Here is a 26,274-nt window from a genome sequence, read left to right on the forward strand (position 1 = left end):
ACCCCCCTGTCACCAATAATTTACTCTAAGCAAGATCCCCGAATTCTTGGAGAAGTCCGGGATCTGTCTGTGTAATATTTTTTAATCATAATATAGATATCATATAATACAATATAGACTTGCAGTCAGTTATTGGCTGTTTGTTTTTACTTTATATCAAACAATAAACACCCATGAAAGTCGCTGTTTTCAATGCCAAATCCTACGACCGAAATTTTCTAGAAACTGCCAACGCGAATTATAATCATGACCTCGTTTTTTTGGAACCCCGCCTGACTCAGGAAACCACCGCCTTAGCCGTCGGGTTTCCGGCGGTGTGCGTGTTTATCAACGATCAGCTTGATAAAACAACCTTGCGGGTGCTGGCTGCACAGGGGACGAAGCTGATTGCTACACGTTCTGCGGGGTTCAACCATATTGATTTAAATGCGGCGGCTGAGTTTGGCATAACTGTGGTGCGAGTTCCCGCCTATTCACCTTATGCTGTCGCTGAACATACCGTCGGACTCATTTTAACCCTTAACCGTAAAATTCATCGCGCTTATAACCGGGTGCGAGAAGGAAATTTTTCCCTGGATGGATTCATGGGATTTGATTTACATGGGCGAACGGTAGGGATTGTCGGTACGGGTAAAATTGGTTTCCTGGTTGCCCAGATTCTGCATGGATTTGGTTGTCAATTACTGGCGTATGATTTGTATCCGAATCCTGATTGTGAAGCATTGGGGGTCAAGTATGTTGATCTCCAAGAACTCTTCGCGACTTCCGATATTATCTCTCTCCATTGTCCGTTAACACCCCAAACCCGTCATCTGATCAATGCCCAATCATTGGCGCAAATGAAATCAGGCGTAATGCTGATTAACACCAGTCGCGGCGCACTTATTGATACGCAAGCCGTTATTGATGCGCTCAAGTCTCGAAAAATTGGCTATCTAGGTTTAGATGTTTACGAACAAGAATCTAATTTGTTCTTTGAAGATTTGTCTACAGAAGTGATTGAAGATGATGTTTTTCAACGACTACTAACATTTCCTAACGTTTTGATTACAGGTCATCAAGCCTTTTTTACTGAAGATGCTTTGCAAAATATTGCTCAGACAACCTTATCTAACATTAGCGATATCGAGTCGGGTCGTCCTTGTCCTAATGAGGTGAGCGCCCAGCGTGTTGTTGCAACTAAGTCTTGATAAACCGAAAGCGTTGAACCAGGAATTACCGTTAATTGTCAACCCAGACGTGTTATAGTACGTCCCTACAAAAATTAAACGACGAAAATTAAACGTTTTATGGTAAGTAGGTGGGGACAATTAAAGTTAACGGCGGAGAACTCACTCCCTTGAGAAGCAAGCTACGTCATTTGTAAGGGTTGGAGGAACATTCACAAAATTTAACATATTTCGATTTTACGGCTATAGACCCAAAGATAGAGAATGACAGAAATTTCTCATGGCTACTGTTATTACACAGGATTAGAAAGTGCTATATGCGCTCACAACTTGACTTGACCCTGTTCCTTGTTCCTTATTCAGTGACCGCTCAAAAGTCTATCAAAACTTTATGAAGTAAATTTTTCAACAAAATGACTTGTCAGGTCAGATGTCATAGGTTACGATAGCTTAATTCGGGCAGTTTACCCCGACCACAAAAAATTGCCAGACTTCAAGCTCTGGCAGGGTTTCGATATGGATTATAACTCATTCATGGCTTTACTCTATCAGTAGAGTAATGGTTTATAATCGTGATTATCAGGGCATCTACACGACCTCTTGTCAGGTCATTGGTCATAGGCTAATATAATGAACTGCGAGAGCCTAAATTAACGGGTCTTAGCTATCAATCCATTGGAGCAGGGTTAACCTGCTAGATGCTTTTTAGCGTTTAGAGGTTGAGTCAAAATCGATAACTTAATTGCTCCAACTGACTATTGATATTAACGCTAGAGTTCATTCATTCACATCAGTGAATATACTGAAACTCACAAATTCAACCAATTAAAGGGGAGCGACATAAAAAGGGATAAACACATTTTACGCTAATATACAGTGTCTTAAGCTCTTAGTTTCTTGTAAAAATCCCAAAAACAGTCAATCCAACTCACGGTCAATAGCAACGTTTGTCAGTCAATTGATGGACAAACAGGTTTCCTTACTGTTGAACAATTCAATTCCCTTTTGGGGTGCTACCTTCTGATGAAATCTTTAACGGCAACGTTAGGGAGCTATGATCGGCTCCTAACTATGCTTATTGCTGCATTATTCTTCACTGGGACTTCATCGGCTACTGCCCAAGAAATTAAAAATCAAGCGTCGGCGTCCGGTGATAATTTGCCTACAGGTATTGTTAACTCTAACGAAACCTCCCTAGTGGCAGGTCAAGCGGCTCTAGAGCTGATTAAAACAGCCGATCGCGCTGCCGCAGAACCGGGAGATACGGTGGTGTACCGCCTCGCCCTGAGAAACAGCGGTGAAGCCCCTGCAAGTGATATTGTGGTGACGGATCGATCGCCCTTGGGTGTGCGATTTTTGCCGGAGTCACTGCAAGGTTCGATTACCACAGGCACTAATACAGAACCCGTAACATTACCCTCAGCAGAGCGGGATGGGCGCAATGTCGCGTTTACGTTTCCCCGCTTAGAACCCAATCAAACCCTAAATATTATCTATGCGGCGGTGATCACACCCGATGCGGTTCGGGGCGATGGTCGAAATGTTGCCCAAGAACGACGCAGTAATATCGCCAGCTTTTTGATGCGGATTCGACCGGGAATTTTATCCGATTGCGGCACCATCGTGGGGCGAGTGTTCGTGGATAAGAACTTTGATGGCGAACAGCAACCGGGAGAACCGGGAGTCCCGAATGCGGTGATTTACATGGATGATGGTAACCGGATTACGACGGATACCGATGGTTTGTTTTCATTAGCCAACGTTATCGCCGGAAATCGCAGTGGGACACTGGATTTGAGCAGTTTGCCCGGATACAGCCTCGCTCCCAATCTCTATTTCATCGAAGGGAATAGTCAGTCTCGCTTGGTGCGACTTTCACCTGGAGGGATGGCGCGGATGAACTTTGCGGTGACACCGGCTTATGGGGAGGAGCAGTGATGAATAATACTCAGGATCAGAACAGTTGGGACGACTCGAGTCAAGCCAAACTACTGAGATTCACGCTTTATTTTTCGTTACTCAAAGGTATCGATGATTACAGTGTTCCCGGTAAACGATGGTTGTCTTCGATGTCTTTAGGATTGCTAGTGATTCTGGTGGGGATCATTGGCATCATTCCGGTGGCGAAAGCCGATGAGGTGTCGCCGGAATCAGAAACCGAGGATTGGCAACTGGGGAAGGCAGAAGCCAGTGGTTCGACAGGCTCACCAATCGGGCAGAAGGCAGAAGGGATTGATACCAATGTTTTCAGCACCTCGAACTTACCTGATCCGCAGCACGAGTTAGCCATTCCCAGTGATGGGGTTCAGGAAGAATCCCAGTTGAGTGAAACACAAACGATAGAGCCTTCTCCCTCTAATCTTGTACCGTCTGAATCGGATAATTTCGCCAATACCCTGTCCGAAAGTATTGCCCAATCCCAGAGTAGTGAAGACTTTGGCAATATTGAACCTGCGCGGATGGAGTCGCCTTTAGCGCCTTTACCCAAGGTGATTCGGGATGAGGGAGATGAGGTACAGCAGAACCAATCTGTCGGGGCGGATTTAACGGATAACCTGTCTCAGGAAACCGATAACTTGACTCAACCCGCCCAGTTTGATCAATCTGTCGGGGCGGATTTAACGGATAACCTATCCCAGGAAACTGGGGAAGCAGAAACCGCCGAGTCGGAACTTGAAGCCTTCCAAGATGAATTCAGCCGCACGGCGCAACAAACAATTAATAATGGGTTGCAATTGGCTCCCGGTGAGATTCGCATTCTCAGTCCGGAACCCGGTACAATTGGCGATCGCACAACGGACTTGATGATTCAGTATCACGCCGATAGTCAGGTTCAGGTGACGATTAATCAACAACCTCTTTCTGCTCAAACCCGGACGACAATAGAACGGGATGAAACTCAAGCCATTGTTACCCAAATCTGGTACGGCGTCCCCCTCAAAAAAGGTGACAATACCATTACTGTTGCCCCAGATAACGGCACACCCGTTAGTCTAGAGCTTACCGTTGACCCTATAGCCGACCAAACCGACGTCCAAATTAGCCTCACTCCAGTTGGTGATCCCCGTGTCCCTGCTGATGGTCGATCGACAATTATCCTAGAAGGCAGTATCACCAGAGAAACCGGGGAACTCATCGAAGAAGATGCGATCGTCACCCTCACCGCAGCCGCTGGAGAATTTGTCGGCGCTGACTATGATGATGATCAACTCGGCTTTCAAGTTCTGGCGAAAAAGGGGCAATTTAGCGCCCGACTGCAATCCGGAATAAACGCCCAAAAAGTGCGGATTCGGGCGGCGATTGAACGACTCGGTGTCCCCGACATCGAACAAATTACCCTAGAAGAGAGTACGCTGAGCGCTGCGATTCCCACCTTTTCCGAACCCATCCAAGCCTATACCCAAATCGAATTCGTCACCCACCTGCGCCCTTCCTTAGTCTCTGGGGTGATTAATTTGCGGATTGGGGAAGCGGGAACCAACTTTTGGGAAAGTCGCCGCGAGTTTCTCAATCCCGATTTGATTGACGATGGTCTAGAAGCTGACCTAGACAGTGCTATTTTTGCCACAGGTCGAATTGGGGAATGGTTATTCACGGGGGCATATAATAGCGATCGCCCGTTGAATGAAACCTGTGATGGGATTACCCGCCTATTTCGCGGACCCCAGTTCTGTGAAAACCAATACCCTGTGTATGGGGATAGTTCCACAGTAGATTACATTACTCCATCCAAAGACAGCGTATATCTGCGCTTTGAGCGTTCCTCTCTGGTTCCTGGTGCAGAACCCGACTATGCGATGTGGGGGGATTATAATACCACCGAATTTACCCGTGCTTCCCAGGAATTTACGGCTACAGCGAGGGCATTACACGGATTTAAAGGGAATTATAACCTGGGGAATCTGCAAGTTACTGCCCTATTTAGCCCCGATGTGGAAGGATTTCAACGGGATACCATTCTTCCCGATGGCACCAGTGGCTACTACTTCCTTTCTCGTCGCTTGCTGATTCCGGGAAGTGAAAATGTTTACATTGAAACCGAAGAACTGAATCGCCCTGGTACCGTCATTGAACGCAAAGCCCTCTATCGCGGTCCCGATTACGAAATTGATTATGACCGAGGCTCACTCCTGTTTCGGCGTCCGATGCGAGCCACAGAATTTGACCCTTTTGGTAATACCTTAGTGCGGCGAATTGTGGTGACTTATCAGTTTGAAGCGGATGACGACACTAATATCTATGGGGGACGGTTGCAATATAACTTCTCCCAAGATTTTCAACAAGAACGTTGGGTAGGAACCACCTATCTGCGGGAAAACCAAGGGTTACAAAACTTTGAACTCTATGGCGCGGACTTCTTAGTTTCCTTGGGGACGCAAGGACGGATTGTTGGGGAATATGGTCATTCCACGAATGAGTCTCCCTTCAGGGGATTGGTGACGGGAAATGCCTATCGGTTGGAAGCCATCAGTGCCTTTTCAGATAGGATTCAAGGGCGGGCATATTACCGTTCCGTAGAAGAAGGGTTTGCCAATAACGCCACCACCAGTTTTACCCCCGGTCAAACTCGCTATGGCGCAAACGTAGCGGCACAATTGAGTGAAAATACTAATGTGCGAGTGAGTTTTGATCACGAAGATAACTTTGGTACCGCAGCGCGAGACCGCGATGTTGTCGAGTTTTTTGACCCCTTTAATGAGGATAATATCTTTAATCGGGCGAGTGAAGCTTTACCCGGTAGTCGGGTGGATAATAGTTTGACCACATTCCGGGCGGGGGTACAACAACAAATTGGCACATCTGACCTGAGTTTAGAATATGTCAACCGTTCACGGGAAGACAATTTGGGTGATACCTTTGATACGAATACCAGTCAATTGGTGTCTCGCCTGAATGTTCCCCTGAACGAGGTTTTCACCTTCCGGGCGCAAAACGAATTGAACCTGGATGATAGTGACCCCCTCTATCCCACCCGGACTACTCTGGGTTTAGATTGGGCGGTGGAACCGGGAGTAACCCTGCGACTGGCGCATCAGTTTTTCGATGGCGGACTCTTAGACGATAATTCGATTACCAGTCTGGAAACGATTACCCAATATCAGTTAGGTGAAAATACATCTATTTCCTCCCGATATTCGGTTATTGGTGGGATGAATGGCATGACTGGACAAGCGGCATTGGGACTTAAACACGGTATACTGCTAGCGCCGGGATTGCGCGTTAACTTGGGCTACGAACGCATTGCCGATGATATCTTTGAGTCTACAGCCGCAGGCGATCGCTTTTCTCAACCCTATGCTGTCGGTCAAAGTGCGGCGTCGTTGGGACTCACGGAACGGGATTCCTTTAGCGTTGGTGTGGAGTATACCGCCAATCCTGACTTTAAAGCCTCGGCGCGGTTGGAACATCGGGATAGTTCGGCTGGCGATAACACGGTAATTTCGGCGGCGGCGCTGGGTAAAGTTTCTCCTTCGTTAACCGCTTTGTTCCGTTACCAACAAGCGAGTGCAGCCAGTCAACTTTTAGAAGACTTAGATGATACATTGTCGGTCAAGTTGGGATTAGCCTACCGCAATCCATTTGATGACCGTTTTAATGCGTTAATGCGATACGAATATCGCAAAAATCCGTCTACGATTCCGGATACATTACTCTTTGGCAGTGGTACGGGTTCCAATGATCACGTCTTCTCCGGTGAAGGGATTTATGCACCCAATTGGCGCTGGGAATTTTATGGTAAATTTGCCCTGCGTCGCAGTACCACCGATTTAGCTGACAATTTCAGCAATAGTAGCACCATTTATTTGGGACAGTCACGCATCACCTATCGATTGGGATACCGGATGGATTTAGCGGTAGAAGGGCGCTGGATTGGTCAACCTTCAGTTGATTTTGATGAATGGGGTTGGGCGCTGGAAACGGGGTACTATCTCACCCCGGATTTGCGAGTTGGGGTGGGCTATAGCTTCGGTAGTGTCGATGACCGAGATTTTACCGGGTATCGTTCCGAAGGGGGTCCCTATCTGAATGTCACCTTTAAAGTGAATGAACTCTTTGGCGGATTTGGACGGCAAAAAGTTGCCCCACCACCCCAGCAGGAAGAATCTCAAGTACAGCCCGTGGCGAATAATGAACCAACGGCAAATCCCACGAGTGAGGAGTGAGAAATGGTGTTCAATAACTATGTTCGTAGTCGGCACTTTAGTGCCAGAAGCGCTAAAGCGCTTACTACAAACGCTAAAGCGCTTACTACAAACCCCCTGTTCGTAGTCGGCACTTTAGTGCCAGAAGCGCTAAAGCGCTTACTACAAACTTTAACGTTAGCCAGTGTCTTAACATTGCCAACGTTAGCGACAGCCCAATCCCCGAATTTACGAGTGATTGTTAATAGCACTCAGGATAGTATCACGCCCGATGAATTTATCACCTTACGGGAAGCGATTGAACTAACCAATGGTCAATTGACAGTTAATCAATTAAGTGATACCGAAAGAACGTTGGTTAGTTCCAATTCTGGACAATCGCCCCGAATTGAGTTTAATTTACCCCCGCAAGACACTACAATTTATCTGACTGAATTATTGCCCCCGTTGGCAAGTCCAGGACTCGTGGTGGATGGCACAACTCAACCGGGGTATGATCCGACAACCTCACCCACGGCGGAAATTGCCATTCCTCAACCCATTGTCACCATTACTCCGACACCCGGTCAGTCAATTTTGCGGGGATTAACCATTGTGGCAGATGGGGTCACGGTGCGAGGCTTGAGTATTTATGGATTTAAAGCCGTAAACGAGACAACTTTAGCCACTCCTCCGGCGGATATTTTTATTGCCCATGCCTCACCGCCTCCGGATATTAGTCAGCAAGAAACCCCCAATTATCGGTTTCCCTTTTATCCGGAAAATGTTCCGCCTCAAGATGTGAATCTTGAGTTCAATTGGTTGGGAATTCCTCCGGATGGGGAAATGCCAGAAACCCGGTCAGCATTTGGGGTGTATGTGTTTAATAGTTTAGGCACAAGGGTTTACCGAAATCGGATTACTGACCATGATGGCAGTGCGATTATTACCTCCGTACAAGCGAATAATTTACAGGTGAGCGAAAATATTATTGTCGGGAATGGCATAGATGGAATGCCGGATGCGATTCGCTTGGAAGGGATAATTAATGACTCCGAAATTACCGGAAATTTGATTTGTGGGAATGATGGCAGTGGTGTGTATTTGTTTAAACCGGAAGGGGCGGTACAAATTCGCGAAAACCAGATTATTTTTAATGGCAGACGCCTGCGACGGGCGGCGGTGTATTTGATGGGAAATAATCACCAAGTTAGGGAAAATCAAATCGCTTATCAACCGGGACCCGGTGTGGTGGTGACGGCGTATCCAGATAGCGATCGCAATCTGATTGAAACCAATCGGTTTGCGGGGTTGGAAGGGTTAAGTATTGACCTGAATGCCCAGCAGCATGTGGAACCAATTCATTTCCAAATCGGGGATGGTCATAATCCCCCCCGGACGACCAAATACCAACGTCAGACTACAGGGAACAATGGGATAAATGCCCCTCAATTTGCCTCCGAGGAATTGGTTCAGTTGGGGGATCAGCTAGAAGTATTGGGTCAAGCGGAACCCGGTTCCACGGTGGAACTCTATCGGGTGCGGGAACCCGCCGAGAGTGTCTATGGTCCGTTGAGTGAACCGATTGGTAGTGCGATAACCGATGGAGAGGGTCAATTTAGCGTTACGTTGACGGGGTTACAGCCTGGAGAGACGATTAGTGCGATCGCGACTCACCCCCAAGACGGCACATCAGAACCCGCCCTGAATGCGGTGGTGAAGTCGTCAGATGGTACAATTCCGCCGAACCCAGAACCCCTACCCCCCGTGATTCCCCAATGTCTCACCCAAACGCCTCCTCCACCTCCCGCAGAATTCACGCCACCCGTTCAACAACCCTTGACGCTGCGGGTGCCTCGGAATGTGCATTTTGCCCTAGATCGTTCGGATATCTCGCCAGAGAGTGCGGCGGTATTGGATCAAGTGGCGGCGGTTCTCAAAGAGTATCCCTTCCTCACCATTGAACTACAAGGACACACTGACCCCCGCGCTAGTGTCGCCTATAACCAAGCCTTAGCCAGACGGCGGGCGTTATCCGCGCGGAATTATCTATTGCGTCAAGGAATCGATCCGGGACGGATGACGATTCGATCCTTCGGCGAAAGCCAGCGCCGGACAACCGGTAGCAGCGTTGTGGATTACGCACGCGATCGCCGAGTGGAAATTATTTTCCAGGATCTCAGAGGCTTAGAGATTATTTTTGAAGACCAAGAAACGGACTTACAAATTGAATCTAGGGGAGGAGATAGGTAATGGCTAGTTTACCCATGAATGGTGATCAAAAGGCTCCCCTAATGGCACAGGTAAACCGAATGCTGCAATTAGGACACAAAAGGTTTAAACAAGGATGGTTCCTAGGTTTTCTTGCCCTTTTCATGGGGTTGGGTTGGACTCAGGGAGTCCGCGCTGAAGGGAGTGCAGACTTAATTGACAATGGAGGCGAGCGCCCTTTCTTAGAGTATCGTGAGGATGTTAGCTCAAACATAGAGGGTCTAATCCGCCAAACGATTATTCAGGTATACGCTGAGGCAGGAGAAACAATCAATCTTGGCTCTAGTGCGATCGGGATTGGGATTGGCGGGATTGATATGATAGGTGATATTAAGTATACTGCACCCAATGGTTCTAGTGATACTTGTAGTAGCTCTGATCCCGGAACAGGTTTGATTCCTGACAGAGAGGCAGAAATAGCAGGTAGTACTGGACCTACAGCTGGATATACACCCTGTCAGGTTACTGTCCAAGCCGGTCAAACTGGAATTTGGAAAATAGAATTTATTAGCCCTGACAAAGGTAGTAACGCTAATCCAGATCCTATCGGGGTAACAGAGGAATGGACACAAGAAGATGATGTCGGTTGGATAGCCGCCTGGGATGTCACCGTAGTCGATAGTACAGGCAGTCCAATCCTAGGTCGAGTCTTTGCCAACTATTTGGCTCTAAACATGGGAAGCAACGGGATTTCTCTCAATTCTCAATTCACAATCCAAACCGATCAGGGTTATCAGTACGAAATCGACCTGAATGGTATCGACCCCTTTGGCTTTATCTTTTTTGCCAATAGTAAAGGATTTCTGGAGCCGACTACGGGTGAACGACGTAGAGCATCCATTAATCAAAGTGAGATCATTCTTAGCAGTGAGATGATGGTTCAAGGCAGCACTTTACTCGATCCGTCGGGTGAATCTGACAACGAGGCGACTAATGATATCACCCATAAGGTTTTCCTGAATCAGCCCGATCCGAACATGCCGACCTCAGCCATGACTCCCGATGGTGAAACATTCTTACGACCGGACTTTGTGGCTCCTGAGGTTAGTAACTTTACTTTTATCGGGACAGACGGAACTCGTAATCAAGTGGGTCAAACATTAGGTGGTAATTTTAATTTTGACGCCAATGTGCCAGGAACTTATGACATCTTTATTGACTTGAATAACAATGGTAGGCCCGATGGTATAGATCCCGTGCTTAGCGGTGACACAGTTTCCGGCTCAAACCAAGTATCTTGGGATGGACTAGATGGTGAAGGAAATCCAGTTCCCGTCAATAATGTTCCCTACCAAGCCGAAATACAAATCAATGCCGGTCAAGCGCATTTTCCCTTCATCGATGCTGAAAACAATCCTAATGGCATTATCCTTAGACGACTCAATGGTCCGCCTGGAGAGGAAACTATTATCTATTATGACGATACACCAGTAGGCGGCGACAGTGTCTTACCTGAGGGGGAAAATAGTAGTGGCGGCGGTCATGTATTCAGTTCTGACTTTGGCAATGAAAAAGGCATAGATACTTGGATTAACGTTCCTTCCCAAGCGCTTGAACTGGAAGGGGGTATCCTGGTTCAGGTGGCAGATCTTTCCATTACTAAAACCGATCAGCCTGACCCCATCGTGGCTGGGGAACAGATCACCTATACCCTCACCATAACCAGTGAACAGCCGCCACAGGGAGAAACCTACTCAGATGTCACTGGAGCCACAGTCAGCGATACGATACCCGACGATATTACCAACGTTACCTGGAATTGTGAGATCACATCAGCTCCGGATACAGGGGCTTGTGGTACAGCGAGTGGTACAGGCAACACCATTGATTTGACCGTAGACCTGAATGTCGGTGCCACCGCCACGATTACGGTAAATGGTATCGTTTCTCCAACAGCATCTGGGACATTGAATAATACCGCAACCGTTGACCCACCAGATGATACCTTAGACCCCAATGAGGACAATAACACTGACCCAGAAGACACCACGATTGAACCGAGTCCAGTTCAACCGGTGGGGATTAAATCCGTCGAACTCTCTCAGGATACCGATGGCAGTGGCTCGTTGACCCAGGGTGATATTGTCGAGTACACAATTACCTACACCAACTCCGATCCCTCAATCCCGATTACCGACTTCCAAGCCGTTGATGAAATCGATACCACTAGCTTGCAGTTTGTCGAGGGTAGTTACAATTTTACTGCCAGTGGTACAGGGACAACGGTGACAGCAAACTCTACCTATAACGGCACCAGTGACCCCAACCTGAATAACCCAGGAGTCCTAGGTTCAGACGGGGGTCAAGTTGTGATCCAATACCAGGCAGAAGTAATCGCCGCCGCAGGAGCGGAAATTCGCAACCAAGCCGTCGCCAGCTCAAATGGGGGTACGGTAGACGAGTCTATCACCGATGCTTTTGCAAAAACAGGAGATGTGCCCCAAATATCAGATGATGGCGTTGACCAGGGTAACTTAGAAGGAACTGGGGATGATGAACCCACATTGCTCGTAGTCCAACCTTTGGGTAACCCCAGCCTGCGTTTAGTCAAGCGAGTTACGAATATTATCCGAAATAGCGCACCAATTAGTGGAGTTAACTTCAACACAGTTGAAGATGACCCAGAAGATGAAGATGACAACATACTCAGTCAAACCTCAGTACAACCCGTGGGGATTTTCTCCTTACCCTCAGAATCATCGCTCCAAAGTGGGGACGAAGTAGAATACACCATCTACTTTCTGTCCGATGGTACAGCTCCTGCGAACGGTATCACCATCTGCGACGCTATTCCAGAAGAGACAACGTTTATCACGGATAGTTTTAATCCAGGTCAAGGAATTTTAGTCAATCAAGGCGAAACTAATACCAACCAAACTAATCAATCAGGAGACGATCGCGGCGAATTTCTCCCCCCTCTAAGTCCTGTCACGTCTCCCTGTCCAAACCTCAACAATCCGAATGGATCAGTGTTGATTAATCTGGGTGATGTGCCAATTACAACTCCGGATAATGGGGGGTTTGTCCGCTTCCGCGTCAGGGTTGATTAGATAAATGCCAAAAAATACGTCAACGTTTGTCATGGGGAATTTTGTCATGGGGAATAAAATCACCTATCAACCAAGACCAAGTGTCGTACTGACGGCTTACCCGGATACCTATGGCAATATGATTGACACCAATCGGTTTGCGGCGTTGGAAGGGTTGAGTATTGACCTGAATGCCCAGCAGCATGTAGAACCGATTTATTTCCAAGTCGGGGATGGTCATAATCCCTCCGTACCACCAAATATCAACCCAAGATTTGAGAGGCTTAGAGATTATTTTTGAAGACCAAGAAACAGACTTACAAATTGAATCAAGATAACCGAGAGTGTCTCTCTTGTCCATTGAAGCCCATTTCTGGCGTTAACGATACTCTAGTTCCCATTCTTATGTCCTCATTGGGTTGAAGGTGTTATGTATTCCCGACTTGCCAAACGATTCATCCGGTTTTTGTTCCATGTTTTTTCAGGTAGGCGGAAAAACGATCAGGTTTTCTCGCGCCAAAGATATCTGAATCCGTTGTCTGGGCGAAAGTCCTGGATTAAATTTCACATCCTCGCGATCGCGGTTGCTTATTTGGTCGTTGTATTGGGCAATTCATTTCCGGCATTGTCACAGGCAGCTCCCGTCCCATTCAATTGCGATGGTATTCTTTATATTAGCCAAGCAACTAATGCTCCTTTTCCCACTGAACTGAGTTTTCTAAATACAAATACATTTCAACTAGACTCCCAGGTTGAGCCTGAACCGGGTGTAACTTATAACGCGGCAGGTTTTCGTTTTGCCGACGGTTTTATTTACGGCATCGTCCCATTTACAGACACTCTTACAGACGCGCCAGGAAACCCAGTGTCTAATCCTCCTGATCCATTTTCAATCTTCAGAATTGGTCGAAACGGAGTAACTGAGAACATAGGAACTATACAAACTGATCCTCAATTTCCAATGCCAACTGGCGGGGCTGATAATAGTCGTTATTTTGCTGGGGATTTTGACGAGGAGGGGTTTTATTATGTCTACTCCAGAAACCAAAATGGGACAGGAAAGCTCGTTAAAATTGATGTGACAGTGGCAGATCCAACCGCGAATCCACCCATTCCGCCAGATGTTGTCGATGTCGTCGATATTACGACACCAAATCGCAGCTTTTTTGACATTGCCTTTAACCCCGTCGATGACAGCTTCTATAGTTATGAGTCAGGTACACGACAACTAGCTCGCATTGATCCGAATACTGGAAATGTTACATTTTTTGAAGCTGATTTCAGTGATCCGACAGTTGGAGGTCAGCAAGTTGGCGCTGTGGGCGCTATCTTCTTTGACGCCCTAGGCAACTTATTCGCCTACGAAAATCAAACAGGTAATCTCTACAGAATTCGAGAGGTTAATAGACTTGAAGATCCGAATACCGATGAGGCAAGGTTTATTCAAGTTGCCTCGAATCTAGATTCAGTCGCTCAAAATGATGGTGCATCCTGTCCCTTCGCCCCGATTGATTTAGTCATTGAGAAAACGGTTTCTCCGGATGACCCAGTCCCAGGGGATCAGGTCACATACCAGATTACGGCGATTAACGAGGGTAACCCGAATTCGCCGGTACAGGTACTCAGTGCTTTCACCCGAATCAACGTCACTGACGTTCTGCCGACAGAAATTGAGAATCCCTCATTTCTACCGAGTGAAGGTGACTACAACCCCAATACAGGCGACTGGACAAATATTGATCTGGGTGTTGGTGAGGAGATTACCTTAGACATTACAGGAACGGTTGCTCCTGATGCCACAGGGACAATTTCCAACACCGCCCTTGGCGAAGTCCGTCCTCCCGAAATTAATACTGATCCAAATCCAGAGAATAATGAATCGACTGTAGATATCGTGTTAAATCCAAATCCGGCTATTGGGGTAGCCAAGGAGGTCACTGATGTGACTGCGCTTGGAGGTAACCGCTTCCAAGTCACCTATGACTTAGTGGTCGAAAACGTGGGTAACGTGAGTTTAGACGATATCACTCTCTTGGAAGACTTAGAAGATACCTTTGGTGTTGGTAATGTCGTCAGTACCACTGTCAGTAGCAATGATGACCTGACGCTTAATCCCAACTTTACTGGGATTGGCAATGCTGGTGACCCGACCCTAAATCTCCTCGGCAGTGGCAATAGCCTGGATATAGGTGAAAACGTCCGGATTCAATTAGAAGCCGTCGTCACCCCACCCGACCTCACCCAGAACTACAATAATCAAGTCGAAGCCACGGGTACGTCTCCGGGTGGCACAACGGTGAATGACCTATCCGATAATGAAATTCCCACTGATCCCAATGTTCCCCTAACGGACAAAGATGGGGATGGTGATGCCGATGAACCCGAGGAAAACACCCCCACTCCCGTCAATTTTAGTGCGACTGAAAGACCTGCGATTGGTGTCGCTAAGAGTGTGGGGACAATTACACCCTTAGGAGGAAATCGCTTCCGCCTTACTTATAACTTACTGGTTGAAAACCTGGGGAATGTAACGTTAGACCCTGTGACACTGACGGAAAATCTCAACGATACCTTTGGTCGCGACAATTTCATCGTCAACGATGTCACCAGCCCCACCTTGACAACGAACCCCAACTATGATGGGAATAATATTCTCAATCTGTTAGGGGCAGGTAACAGTTTAAATACAGGGGAAACCGCGACAGTACGGCTAGTCATTGAAGTCACGCCACCTGACCTGAACCAAACCTACAACAACCAAGTGGAAGCTACAGGGACTTCACCCAATGGGACTCAAGTCACCGATTTATCTGATGATAATGTGCCAACCAATGATCCCAATGACCTTCAACCTGACCCGGATGGGGATAATAATGCCAATGAACCCGAGGAAAACACCCCCACTCCTGTCAATTTCAATACCATTCCCGAAAACCCCGCCATTGGTGTTGCCAAGAGTGTTGGTTCTATCCAATCCCTGGGAGGAAATCGCTTCCGCATCATTTATGATTTAGGTGTGGATAACCTGGGAAATGTACCATTGAGCAATGTCACCCTGGAAGAAGACCTAGAAGACACGTTTGGTGTCGATAGCGACATTGAAGCCAGTGTCACCAGTGATGACCTGACCACGAACCCCAACTTTACCGGAATTGGCAACCCAGGTGACTCCACGGTGAATCTATTGGCGGCTGGCAATACCCTGGATATCAGTGAAAGCGCTACGCTGCAATTAGAGGTTATCGTCACCCCTGACCTCACCAACCCCGACCGAACGTACAACAACCAAGTGGAAGCCACAGGGACGTCACCGAGGGGGACTGAAGTGGATGATTTATCCGATAATGGTTTCCCCAGTGACCCTGATGGCGATGGTAATGCCAATGAACCGGAGGAAAACACCCCCACTCCGGTTAACTTTGGTGAACTTCCCGCCATTGGTGTTGCCAAAAATGCCACCTCTATCGCCCCCATCGGCAACAATCGCTTCCAAGTCACCTATGACTTATTGGTCGAAAATTTAGGGAATGTTTCTTTAGAGGATGTCAGACTCCTGGAAAATCTCACCGAAACCTTTGGTGCTGGTAATTTCACCGTCGTCAATGTGACTAGCCCGGATCAAACCTTAACGGCAAACCCCGACTATAACGGTAGTACGATCATTAATCTGTTAGCGGCGGGTAATACGCTGGATGTGGATGAAAGTGCAACCCTACAGTTAGTTGTCGATGTTACCCCACCCAACCTGAATGCTGACTATGAAAATCAAGTGCAAGCGGTAGGTTTCTCACCCAGCGGAACGTCGGTAGATGACTTTTCCGATAACGGTGTTCCGGCTGACCCCGATAGTCTTGAACCTGACCCGGATGGGGATAATAATGCCAATGAACCCGAGGAAAACGACCCCACAATCATTCGCTTTACCACAACTCCGGAAAACCCGCTGATTCCTGGAAACCCTCCGGGTACGGCTATCGGTGTGGCAAAGAGTGTGGGTACGGTACAAGACAATGGCAATGGCACATTCACGATTCCTTACACCATCGATGTGAGGAACCTGGGAAATACAACCTTGACCAATGTACAAGTGACCGAGAACCTCTTTGGCAATAACCGGAGTACATTTAGTGGTACTGAGACGATTCAGATCAGTAATCTGAGTGTCACCGGTGCGCTGAGTCAGGTTAATCAGGGTTTTGATGGCAACAATGACCAGAATCTGCTTTCTGGTACCCAAAGCCTACCTACTGATGGAGAAGCAACCATTACGTTAAATGTGACAGTGACTCCAGGTCGTAACTTTGGTCCGTTTGAAAACAGCGCCGTAGCGCAAGGAACTCGCAATGGCACAATCGTGAGTGACGCCTCGACTCCGGGTACGAATCCTGACCCAAATAATGATGGTAATCCCGGAAATGATAACCAACCTACGGTAGTTTCCTTGGGACAACCGAATCTGCGTTTAGTCAAGCGGATAACGGAGGTGTTCCGAAACGATGTTCCACTCAATAACGTTAATTTGGATCAGGTAATTGATGACCAAAATGACCCCGATGATAACGTGGCTGGCTGGTCTGCACTTCCCAATGGACTCCTGGGAGTGTTCAACTTAGGCACAGAAGTATCACTCCAGAGTGGCGATGAAGTGGAGTACACGATTTATTACCTGTCCGATGGTGGACCTGTGGTCAACGATGTGCAAATTTGTGACGCGATTCCCGAACAAACGAGTTTCGTTACCAATACTATTGAGTTGAATGAAACATCGCTAACTGATAATGCGGATGCGGATCAAGGAACCTTTTTTGGTGAGTTAACACCTGTCACTCCTCCTTGTCCCAATCCCAACAATCCCAATGGATCAGTGTTCGTTAATGTGGGAGATGTACCTAGTACAGCACCGGATAACGTTGGGTTTGTTCGTTTCCGTGTCACCATTGATTAGATAAAGGCGGTGGGAGGATGTTAATCTCATCTGGATTAATATCCTCCCGAAACGGCGCGGCTAAGGCGCTAAAGCGCCTACTACGAACGAACAGGTTGTGTTCCTACTGGTTCGATTGGTGTCAATCGAGTTCATCTGGATTAACGCCTAACTCCCGCAACCGCGCCGCCAATCGTTCGGCTCGTTCTTCGGCGAGGGTAGCCCGTTGGTTTGCCGCGATCGCGTCTTCTTCAGGAAGGGGAATTAAGTCTCCTTGACTCGTAAACCAGCGCAACCACAACCGCTCAATTCCTTGATAACATCCCTGCCATAATCCTAAACTTAATCCCAACAGAGGAATCAGCAAACATCCATTGGTCAGTTCTGCCGATTCATAAGCACCAGCCACCCAGCGAAATGCTTGCAGTTCATTGGTATAGCAACTAAAAATAAAATAATAAGGAACTCGCAGAATCTGTTCGTATACCTGCCACTTAGTCGGAGGTTTCCCCGGTTGACGAATGGTTCGACCCAAATCATCATCTTCTGTCCCTGGAGATAATAATTCCACCACCACAAACGGACTAACCAATTCTTGCCACAACACATAACTTAAACGCAGGTCATGACCTTCATAGAGTCGAGACACACCAACCACCGCAAACCAATCCGGGCGTTTGTACCAGTTGGGATGATGTAAATCATAATAGAGATTAATGTCAACACCCACAAAAATCTCCTCTGGATTCCAGTTAACTGGCTGAAACGTTTGTCGCAATAGGTGTGGCTGTAAGCTATGAAATTCGTCAGGCAATCCGGGTTCCTTCAGGTGTTTACTCGGTAAATCATACATCGTCGGTAGGGTTTGCCGAGGGGAAAGGGGTGGGTCAGTTTGAGCAGGAAGACGAACCATAGCAATTTTAGGGTTTAGAGTTTAGTACAGGCGGTATCTGTAGAGACGCGACATTTCGTGTCCCTACTACGCTAACGAAAATCCCTATATAGCAATTTCCGGTTTGATGCGATACATCGTTAAGGGCGCAAGCTTTGCGCCCCTACATTGCCCCTACAAGGTGTACCTCACACGCTGGGAAAGCGCTATAAACGCTGACGATAACACACCGCTTTATCGACTTGCACCCGTTCAAAGGAGTCATCTAAATTTAAGGTAGTTTCCCCACCCCCTAAAAATAAATAACCGTCCGGTGCGAGAATTGACCGGATTTTTTCTAATACGGCTTTTTTGACAGGTAAATCAAAATAAATCAAAACATTGCGTAAAAAAATAATATCCAATTTATGGAATTGGGTAAATGAATGGGTTACTAAATTAAGTTGCTGAAATTCAATGCGGCGGCGAATTTTATCACAAATTTGCCACTGGTTATCTAGATTTTGAAAATATTTATTTAACAAGGACAGGGGAAGTCCCCGTGTCACTTCAAGCTGACTGTAGAGTCCGGCTTTGGCACGGTTGAGGATCTCATTGGAGAGATCGGTGGCAATTAATTGGAGTTTCCAGTTCGCCAGTTCGGGAAACTCTTCGTGCAGTAACATGGCAATGCTATAGGGTTCTTGACCACTCGAACAAGCCGCACACCAAATATTTAAGGTTTGTTGCGTTTGCCGTTTGGCTAAAAGTTCGGGGAGAATGACGTTGGCAAGGGCATCAAAGGGATAGCGATCGCGGAAAAAGGATGTCTCCGTCAGCAGCATTCCCTCAACCACCTGGACATGGCGTTGATTAAAGGGTTGCGTTTGCAGATTGGCAATCATTTCCCCTAGAGAACTAAATCCCATTTGCGTCGCTAGAGGGGTTAAGCGTAACTCGGCTAAATAGGCTTTATCTGCATCCAGAACCATGGCGGAATGATGGCGTACTAATTGGCGTAAATAGTTAAAATCTTGATGATGTATTGGCATTGTTTTAAGGTTTAATTGTTAGGTAGGGGCGGGTTTTACGATTAACGTTTTTGACATCACAACAGATGGGACTAAACCCGCCCTGACTGAGGCGAAGAGGGCGACCCGAGTTGATTGAGTGGATTGGTGTTGTTCAATGTGAAAAGCGGGTCGCCCCTACAGATTTCGTGATGCTATGTTCATTTGTGTGAATCTCTTAAGGAATTTCAACAAACCAGTTGGATAATTTCATCGGCAATTTGGTCTAGGGGTAAAATATTATTAGCTAAACCTGCTTGGGCGATAGATTTGGGCATTCCCCACACCACACTACTGGCTTCATCCTGCACCAAAATATGTCCCCCGGCGTCGCGGATATGGTGACATCCTTGCAAGCCATCTTGTCCCATACCCGTCAACACCACCGCGATCGCACTCCCTGGAAATGTCTTAGCAACGGATCGAAATAACACATCCACCGCCGGACGACAGGAATGTTCTGGAGGGGCTTGGTGTAAACTCAGGTGTACCGTTTTCCCCCGGCGCACGACAATTCCGTGGAAATCTCCCGGCGTAATCCACGCATGACCCGGACGCAGTTCAGCGCCCTCATAGCCCTCAGCGACGGAAATGTGACATTGATGGGTTAAGCGTTCGGCTAAACGTTTGCTAAATAAGGGGGGGATATGCTGCACGATGACAATGGGTAGGGGAAAATCGGCGGGAAATCGGGATAACAGCGTGGCTAAGGCATTGGGTCCCCCGGTAGACACACCGATCGCGACAACTTGGGCTTTGGCGAGTTTCAGGGTGGCGGTTGGGCTGGGGAGGCGCGATCGCGCGATCGGTGCATTGTCAGATACGCCTAAGATATCGGCACAAAAGACTTTAATTTTAGGAATTAATTCGCGTTTTAAATAATCGGAAACTGGCTCACCTGTTCCCAATTTTGTTGGTTTAGTGACATAATCTTGAGCGCCGAGAGAAAGGGCTTCTAACGTGGCTGATGCGCCGCGTTCGGTGAAGGCACTAAACATAATCACGGGTAAATTTGGATAACTTTGACGAATGGCAGTTAATGTTTGCAAGCCATCCATTTCTGGCATCTCTAAATCTAGGATGATTAAGTCAGGGTGTAGGTGAGGAATTTTGGAGAGGGCAATTTGACCATTGGCGGCAATTCCAATTACATCTAAAAAAGGGTCTTGAGAGAGGATTTCACTGAGTTTTTGACGCACAATTACCGAGTCGTCAACGATAAGCAGGCGAATTTTACGCATTATGGTGCAGGGGAGATGGGGAAGCAGGGGAAGCAGGGGAAGCAGGGGGAGCTGAGGGAGCGGGGGGAGCAGGGGGAGCAGGGGAAGCAGGGGAAGCAGGAGGAGCAGGAGGAGCAGTGAGATATCGACATTAGTATCTCCAAAGATGAAGCCTGATTAATATCCTTATGGACAGATAAAAACCCCTATCTTTGACCCTATCTGTGACGAGAATAAATGGGCTAAAAGAGGTGCGGGGCGGGTTTAGTCACATTTAGGTGAGGTAAGAAACGATAGTCGTAAAACCCGCCCCTACACAATCAAAACGCTTGGCGAACGAAGAATCTTACCTCAACAGGGGGTCGAAACCATTGCCCATTGCCCATTGCCTATTCCCTATTCCCTCTCCCCACCACAAGACTTATTCATCAGCCCCTAATTAATACTTGAACTGATTCACCAGGGCTTGTAATTCCGACGCGAGTTCAGCAAGTTCCGCCGCCGATTTCAATGTGTTACTAGCGAGGGCGGTAGTTTTTTGAGCCGCGTCCGCGACATTGTTGATATTTTGGGGAATTTGGGAGGTACTTTGGGCGGCTTCGGCGACATTGCGAGCCATTTCATTCGTCGTAGCGGTTTGTTCTTCTACCGCACTGGCGATTGTGTTTTGGAAGTCGTTGATTTGATTAATAATCGTGGTAATTTGACTAATCGCTTCAACGGAACTTTTGGTGTCACCTTGAATCGCTTCGATTTTTTGGCTAATGTCTTCCGTCGCTTTAGCAGTTTGTTTCGCCAGTTCCTTCACTTCATTGGCAACAACGGCAAATCCTTTACCCGCTTCCCCAGCCCGGGCGGCTTCAATTGTTGCATTAAGAGCCAGGAGATTAGTTTGTTGGGCAATGGAGGTAATTACCTTAATCACATTACCAATTTCTGCGCTACTTTGACCCAGTTTGCTAATCGTTTGGTTAGTGCTTTCGGTCATATTAACCGCCGTTGTTGCGACTCGCGCTGCATCAGCCGCACTTTTGGCAATTTCTTTAATACTGGCGCTCATTTCTTCTACCCCTGTCGCTACCACTTGAGCATTGCGGTTGACTTCTTCGGCATAAGCTGACGCAGTTTGGGCTTGTCCAGAGGTATGTACGGCGTTTTCATTGAGTTGTTGACTCACCAGGTTCATGTCTTCCGAAGCTTGAGCAACAGCGGTAGCAACGGAGGCAATTTTGCCGACGGATTCGGTTAATTGGCTTGCCATGCGATTGACATTATCGGTCAGTTGTTTGAAGTCTCCTGTGGTTTTTGCGGTAACCTTTTGGGAGAGATCGCCTTGAGCAATGGCTGAGGTTAATTGGGTAATATTTTCAACTTCTTCCTTTAGATTTGCCGCCATCTGGTTAATGTTTTCGGTTAAGTCTTTCCAGATTCCGGTAGCCGTTTCCACAACAGCGCGACTACTCAGGTTTCCTTCGACACTAATTAAGCGGGCGACTCGGTTTTTCTCATTTGTATATGCCTCGATGTTATCCCGCAGCGTATTAATTGTGGTACTCAGGGTTAAGAGATCACCCTTTAACGGCTGATTGTCAATCTCTAGAGGCATTTTACAGGACAAATCACCCGCCGCGATCGCCTTCAGTGCATCCTGGGCGGCGAGGGTGGGTTGGGCGAGGGTGTGAATGATGGTATTAATCGCGGTGGTTGTTGTTGCCCATCCTCCTTTTAAATAGGGGGGTGGAGATACAGGTTCAGCCCCATATAACCAGCGCCCAGCATAATTTTCCCAATCCTTTAATACGGTGGTTTGCTGTTGGCGTCCCAGTCGTTCGGTGAGTTTACCCTCTTGAGTAACCTGTTTACTAACTCGGACAATTTCATGGATAACGGTTTGGTTAACCCCCATCCATTCATTGAAAACTTGAGCAATTTCACCCCAGCCGTTTTCCTCAGTGAGTCGGGCATTAAAGTTACCATCTCTGGCACTTTTTAGGGCTTGGAGGAGTTCAGAAAAATTTTCTGGGGATAACAGGATTCCCTCAATTTCATGATTTTGCTGGGAAACAGTCGGGGTGGCTTTTGGTTCAGATACCATGGTTTCACTGTGATGATGTTCATTGCTTCCATTAGTCTCTTGATTTTGGAAAAAGACCAAGCGTCCAGGTTTACTGAGTTTATCGAGGTTCATGGCTTCTCCTAATTTGTGAATTCCTTTGAGATGGTCGAGGTTCATTATTTTTTGTCCTTTGTCATTGGTCATTCGTTAAGGAATGAGTTTGACGTTTCTGTATTCTTTAGCCCTTGACTTGCTGACGTACATAGTCTTTAATTCCGTAGCGTCGGCTTCAAAACGGTGAGTTCAACCACTTTTTCTGTATCGAGAATTAGCAGAAGTTGATCAGCAAGTTTATACGCACCACGAATTAATTGTCGTGCGTTTCCTCGTAAGGTTTCTGGGGATTTCTCAAAGCCATCATCGGAAATTTCTAACACTTCTCCCACATCATCGACTAGCAAACTAATCACCTCATCAGCCGTTCGCACAACCACATTGAGAGGGAGGTGTTCGCTATCTTCATCCAGTTGTGTTTCAATGGGTATCTTAGTGACATCCTGATCTAACTCCAGAAATTGACGTAAATCTACAGCCGGAACAATCTGACTCCGTAGGTTAATTAAACCCCGCACGGCTGGCGGTGCTAAGGGAACGGGGGTAATCGACTGATAGCGAATAACTTCTTGCACGTTTTCCACTTCTAGCCCTAGGAAAAAATGGTCGAGAAAAAATGTACAAAATTGATGGAATTGAGCCATGATGAGGGAAGTATTTATAATGACGAATGACGAATGACGAATGACAAATGACGAATGACATTAAATCGCTTCAATGTCCAAAATTTCGGTAACTTGACCCTGAATAACCGCGATCGCCTGCACCCCTGGACGAGTGGCTTCACCTGTGATACAAAGGTCTTCCATGACGATATCCACCATGCGTTGCACCACTAATCCAATTTGGCGTCCACTTTGACAAGCAACGACGACAACTTGCAGCGGATCAGCGTCTAATACGGCTGTTTTTGGATTAGCAGCGCTAAAGCGCTGACTACTAACAAAAGATACATTGGCAAAATTAACCAGGTAGAGAATTTGGTCGCGATACTGAATTACCTGGCGATCGCCCACTTGTTCGATCGCGGTTTTAGGAAATTCTTCTAAGCGCACTACCCGCGATAAAGGAATCGCCATGCGGCTATTATCCAAGGCTTCAAATAACAGTAACATTTGCACGGTTTCGATAGTGGATTGAGAGGACATTTCTTGCTGAATTAAGGCATTTTTTTGTTCATCTGAAAGCACCCCCGCCCGTGATGCTAGACTAAATACATCTAAAATTAATGCCACTTTTCCATCCCCTAAAATTGTGGCTCCGGCAAAACAAGGGGTTTCTTTGAGGAGTTTACCTAAGGGTTTAACGACAATTTCTTGGGTGTCATTAATCGCATCAACCACTAAGCCAAACGTAAAATTATCGACTTGCAGAACCACGATATTCAGCATGGTTTCCGATTGCAAATGGGCGGGTTCCGGGTTCCATTCTGTGAGTTCAAGTTCCCGGTTTAAATACACCAGGGGTAATAATTTCCCCCGCAGTCGATACACAGGGGCTTTGTGGACATATTCGATCCCGCGATCGGCTTGTTCTCCCTGCAAACGGACTAATTCTAAAAGGCTGGTTTGAGGAATCGCATAGCGATCGCCGCCACTGGTGATAATTAAGGCGGGAATAATTGCCAAGGTTAAGGGAATTTTTAGTTTAAATGTCGTTCCTAAGCCAAGTTGAGTATGAACGTCTACCGTACCACCAACCTTTTCTACATCGGTTTTTACTACATCCATTCCCACTCCTCGCCCAGATAAGCGAGTTATACAGTTAGCGGTGGAAAAGCCAGGAAGAAAGATTAAATTAAGGGCGTCGGTATCACTTAAGCGATTGGCTTGATTCGGCGTGATTAAGCCTAAACTTAACGCTTTTTGTGTCAAGCTTTCTGAATCAATTCCCGCCCCATCATCCGAAATTTCAATGGTTACATACCCACTTTCATGAAAGGCTTGCAGACGTAATCGCCCGGTGGCGGATTTCCCCTGAGTTTGACGTATATCTGGGGATTCAATTCCATGATCCACGCAATTACGGAGTAAATGCGTTAAGGGATCTTTAATCGCCTCAATAATCGTTTTATCCAGTTCCGTCTCTTCTCCCTCTATCTCCAATTGCACTTGTTTTTCTGTCGCGATCGCCACATCCCGAACCACCCTGGGAAACTTGCGCGTAATTGTACTAATCGGCTGCATTCGGGTTTTCATGACCCCTTCTTGCAACTCCGTTGTCAGTCGGTTTAATTGCTGGGAGGTGGTAACAAAGGCGGTTTCATCTTGCAGCGTGGAGAATTGTTGAATCTGATTGCGAACTAACACCAATTCCCCCACCAAATTCATCAACTTATCCAAAAGATTGATATCGACTCGGATTGACTGTACTGTATTTGGGGTTGTCAACGCCGACATCAACTCCTCGCGATCGCAGGGAAGTTTTGACCCTTCAGGATTTGTCGGGGCGGGTTTAGGGATTTCCTTTTGGCTATTAATGGTAACGTTGGTACAAAACCCGCCCTCATCTCCCGTATCTCTAGATTGCAGTTGAGTTAAGGTCTGAATTAAGCCAGAATAGTCAACATCGCCTTCTTGTCCGATCGCTTCTATCTGGGCGCAGATTTGCTGCATGGCGTCTAAGAGTTGCAGCAAGCTGCTGGTAATCTCTGCATTTAGCTGCAATTGTCCATCTCGCAGACAACTGAGTAAATTTTCACCACTGTGGGTTAGGGCTTCTAGGGTGGGAAACGCCATGAAGCCGCAGTTTCCTTTAATTGTATGTAAGGAACGATAAATTCCTTCGAGTAAATCTTGATGGGTCGGATTTTTCTCTAATGTGACCAGATCCGTCTCAATCTGACTAATATTTTCGTAGCTTTCTACCAAAAAGGCTTTGATATCTTCATCCATGATGGTTGAGGAATAGCTTATATAGTGTTTTGATTGGAGATGTGAAACTCACGATAGTGGATAAAGGCAATAGCAGAAGAAAGATACGTCTGTGTTTCGCCACTAAACCGAGTCTATCTTGGCGCAGGGAACGCTGCTATCGGTGATACCACCCAACTTGAGAGGGCTGTTTTAGAAAGATCCGTGATTTCACCGAATGACATTCTCGGACATGGATTAGACAATAAAAGACAAGGATGAAACAGTTTTGATGAGTAGGGGCGGGTTTCACCCTTATCGGTTTTTTTTCATCCTGATGTTACTAAACCCGCCCTGATCAACGGTGCAGATTCGTTGAGAGTTGGGTTTCGTACCTCAACCCAACCGACTTGCTAGACAATAAAAGACAAGGAGATACAGGATAAGGGATGAGGGCGAGTCGATAAACGTTATCGGTTTTCCTATGAACCGTAGTCCAGCGACTCGCCTTTACATTGGATACTTATCTATTCGTCATTCCCTTTTTTATAGGGAAAAAAAGAATTCTCTTACTCC

The 26,274-nt window shown here is 46.9% G+C and carries 13 protein-coding genes; 7 read left to right on the top strand and 6 right to left on the bottom strand.

Going from position 1 to position 26,274, the window contains the following annotated elements; all coding sequences use genetic code 11:
• Positions 1-173: 173 nt before the first annotated feature.
• The 7 genes from RIC07_RS20900 (at position 174) to RIC07_RS20930 (ending at position 17,536) form a co-directional block, all read left to right on the top strand.
• Positions 174-1,190, top strand: coding sequence for a 2-hydroxyacid dehydrogenase (locus RIC07_RS20900; RefSeq protein WP_446396199.1), 1,017 nt, complete (start codon positions 174-176; stop codon positions 1,188-1,190).
• Between the two features lie 1,002 nt (positions 1,191-2,192).
• Positions 2,193-3,107 (top strand): hypothetical protein, encoded by a 915-nt coding sequence (locus RIC07_RS20905; protein ID WP_446396200.1) that lies wholly within the window; start codon positions 2,193-2,195, stop codon positions 3,105-3,107.
• A complete protein-coding gene (locus tag RIC07_RS20910; protein WP_446396201.1) occupies positions 3,107-7,333 on the top strand; it encodes a hypothetical protein in 4,227 nt (1,408 codons plus the stop codon). The genes RIC07_RS20905 and RIC07_RS20910 overlap by 1 nt, the downstream gene beginning before the upstream one ends.
• A gap of 3 nt (positions 7,334-7,336) precedes the next feature.
• Positions 7,337-9,544: an OmpA family protein gene (locus RIC07_RS20915; protein WP_446396202.1), complete on the top strand. Its 2,208-nt coding sequence runs from the start codon at positions 7,337-7,339 to the stop codon at positions 9,542-9,544.
• Positions 9,544-12,612, top strand: coding sequence for a hypothetical protein (locus tag RIC07_RS20920; RefSeq protein ID WP_446396203.1), 3,069 nt, complete (start codon positions 9,544-9,546; stop codon positions 12,610-12,612). The genes RIC07_RS20915 and RIC07_RS20920 overlap by 1 nt, the downstream gene beginning before the upstream one ends.
• Positions 12,613-12,616: 4 nt before the next feature.
• Complete coding sequence (locus RIC07_RS20925; RefSeq protein ID WP_446396204.1) at positions 12,617-12,892, top strand: hypothetical protein; 276 nt, start codon at positions 12,617-12,619, stop codon at positions 12,890-12,892.
• A gap of 129 nt (positions 12,893-13,021) precedes the next feature.
• Positions 13,022-17,536: a DUF6923 family protein gene (locus RIC07_RS20930; RefSeq protein WP_446396205.1), complete on the top strand. Its 4,515-nt coding sequence runs from the start codon at positions 13,022-13,024 to the stop codon at positions 17,534-17,536.
• 121 nt (positions 17,537-17,657) lie between these two features.
• Here RIC07_RS20930 and RIC07_RS20935 read toward each other — a convergent pair whose 3' ends face one another.
• The 6 genes from RIC07_RS20935 to RIC07_RS20960 all read right to left on the bottom strand — a co-directional run bounded on the left by RIC07_RS20935 (position 17,658) and on the right by RIC07_RS20960 (position 25,740).
• On the bottom strand, positions 17,658-18,428 hold the full coding sequence (locus RIC07_RS20935) for a Uma2 family endonuclease (protein WP_446396206.1): 771 nt from the start codon (positions 18,426-18,428) through the stop codon (positions 17,658-17,660).
• Positions 18,429-18,613: 185 nt separating this feature from the next.
• The gene (locus RIC07_RS20940; RefSeq protein WP_446396207.1) at positions 18,614-19,438 is read right to left on the bottom strand and encodes a CheR family methyltransferase; all 825 of its coding nucleotides are present in this window, start codon (positions 19,436-19,438) and stop codon (positions 18,614-18,616) included.
• A 206-nt stretch (positions 19,439-19,644) separates the two neighbouring features.
• A complete protein-coding gene (locus RIC07_RS20945) occupies positions 19,645-20,697 on the bottom strand; it encodes a protein-glutamate methylesterase/protein-glutamine glutaminase (RefSeq protein ID WP_446396208.1) in 1,053 nt (350 codons plus the stop codon).
• A 418-nt stretch (positions 20,698-21,115) separates the two neighbouring features.
• Positions 21,116-22,936: a methyl-accepting chemotaxis protein gene (locus RIC07_RS20950; RefSeq protein ID WP_446396209.1), complete on the bottom strand. Its 1,821-nt coding sequence runs from the start codon at positions 22,934-22,936 to the stop codon at positions 21,116-21,118.
• Between the two features lie 65 nt (positions 22,937-23,001).
• Entirely contained in the window at positions 23,002-23,490 is a 489-nt protein-coding gene (locus RIC07_RS20955) for a chemotaxis protein CheW (protein WP_446380046.1), read from the bottom strand.
• Positions 23,491-23,550: 60 nt separating this feature from the next.
• The gene (locus tag RIC07_RS20960) at positions 23,551-25,740 is read right to left on the bottom strand and encodes a chemotaxis protein CheA (protein WP_446396210.1); all 2,190 of its coding nucleotides are present in this window, start codon (positions 25,738-25,740) and stop codon (positions 23,551-23,553) included.
• Between the last annotated feature and the right edge of the window lie 534 nt (positions 25,741-26,274).

The sequence above is a fragment of the Coleofasciculus sp. E1-EBD-02 genome (genome assembly GCF_040218245.1).
GTDB lineage: Bacteria > Cyanobacteriota > Cyanobacteriia > Cyanobacteriales > Coleofasciculaceae > Coleofasciculus.

Coding starts and splice junctions, on each gene's coding strand:
- RIC07_RS20935 (WP_446396206.1), bottom strand. CDS start 18,428: ATGGTTCGTCTTCCTGCTCAAACTGACCCACCCCTTTCCCCTCGGCAA.
- RIC07_RS20945 (WP_446396208.1), bottom strand. CDS start 20,697: ATGCGTAAAATTCGCCTGCTTATCGTTGACGACTCGGTAATTGTGCGT.
- RIC07_RS20955 (WP_446380046.1), bottom strand. CDS start 23,490: ATGGCTCAATTCCATCAATTTTGTACATTTTTTCTCGACCATTTTTTC.
- RIC07_RS20940 (WP_446396207.1), bottom strand. CDS start 19,438: ATGCCAATACATCATCAAGATTTTAACTATTTACGCCAATTAGTACGC.
- RIC07_RS20960 (WP_446396210.1), bottom strand. CDS start 25,740: ATGGATGAAGATATCAAAGCCTTTTTGGTAGAAAGCTACGAAAATATT.
- RIC07_RS20920 (WP_446396203.1), top strand. CDS start 9,544: ATGGCTAGTTTACCCATGAATGGTGATCAAAAGGCTCCCCTAATGGCA.
- RIC07_RS20915 (WP_446396202.1), top strand. CDS start 7,337: ATGGTGTTCAATAACTATGTTCGTAGTCGGCACTTTAGTGCCAGAAGC.
- RIC07_RS20910 (WP_446396201.1), top strand. CDS start 3,107: ATGAATAATACTCAGGATCAGAACAGTTGGGACGACTCGAGTCAAGCC.
- RIC07_RS20950 (WP_446396209.1), bottom strand. CDS start 22,936: ATGACCAATGACAAAGGACAAAAAATAATGAACCTCGACCATCTCAAA.
- RIC07_RS20905 (WP_446396200.1), top strand. CDS start 2,193: ATGAAATCTTTAACGGCAACGTTAGGGAGCTATGATCGGCTCCTAACT.
- RIC07_RS20925 (WP_446396204.1), top strand. CDS start 12,617: ATGCCAAAAAATACGTCAACGTTTGTCATGGGGAATTTTGTCATGGGG.
- RIC07_RS20930 (WP_446396205.1), top strand. CDS start 13,022: ATGTATTCCCGACTTGCCAAACGATTCATCCGGTTTTTGTTCCATGTT.
- RIC07_RS20900 (WP_446396199.1), top strand. CDS start 174: ATGAAAGTCGCTGTTTTCAATGCCAAATCCTACGACCGAAATTTTCTA.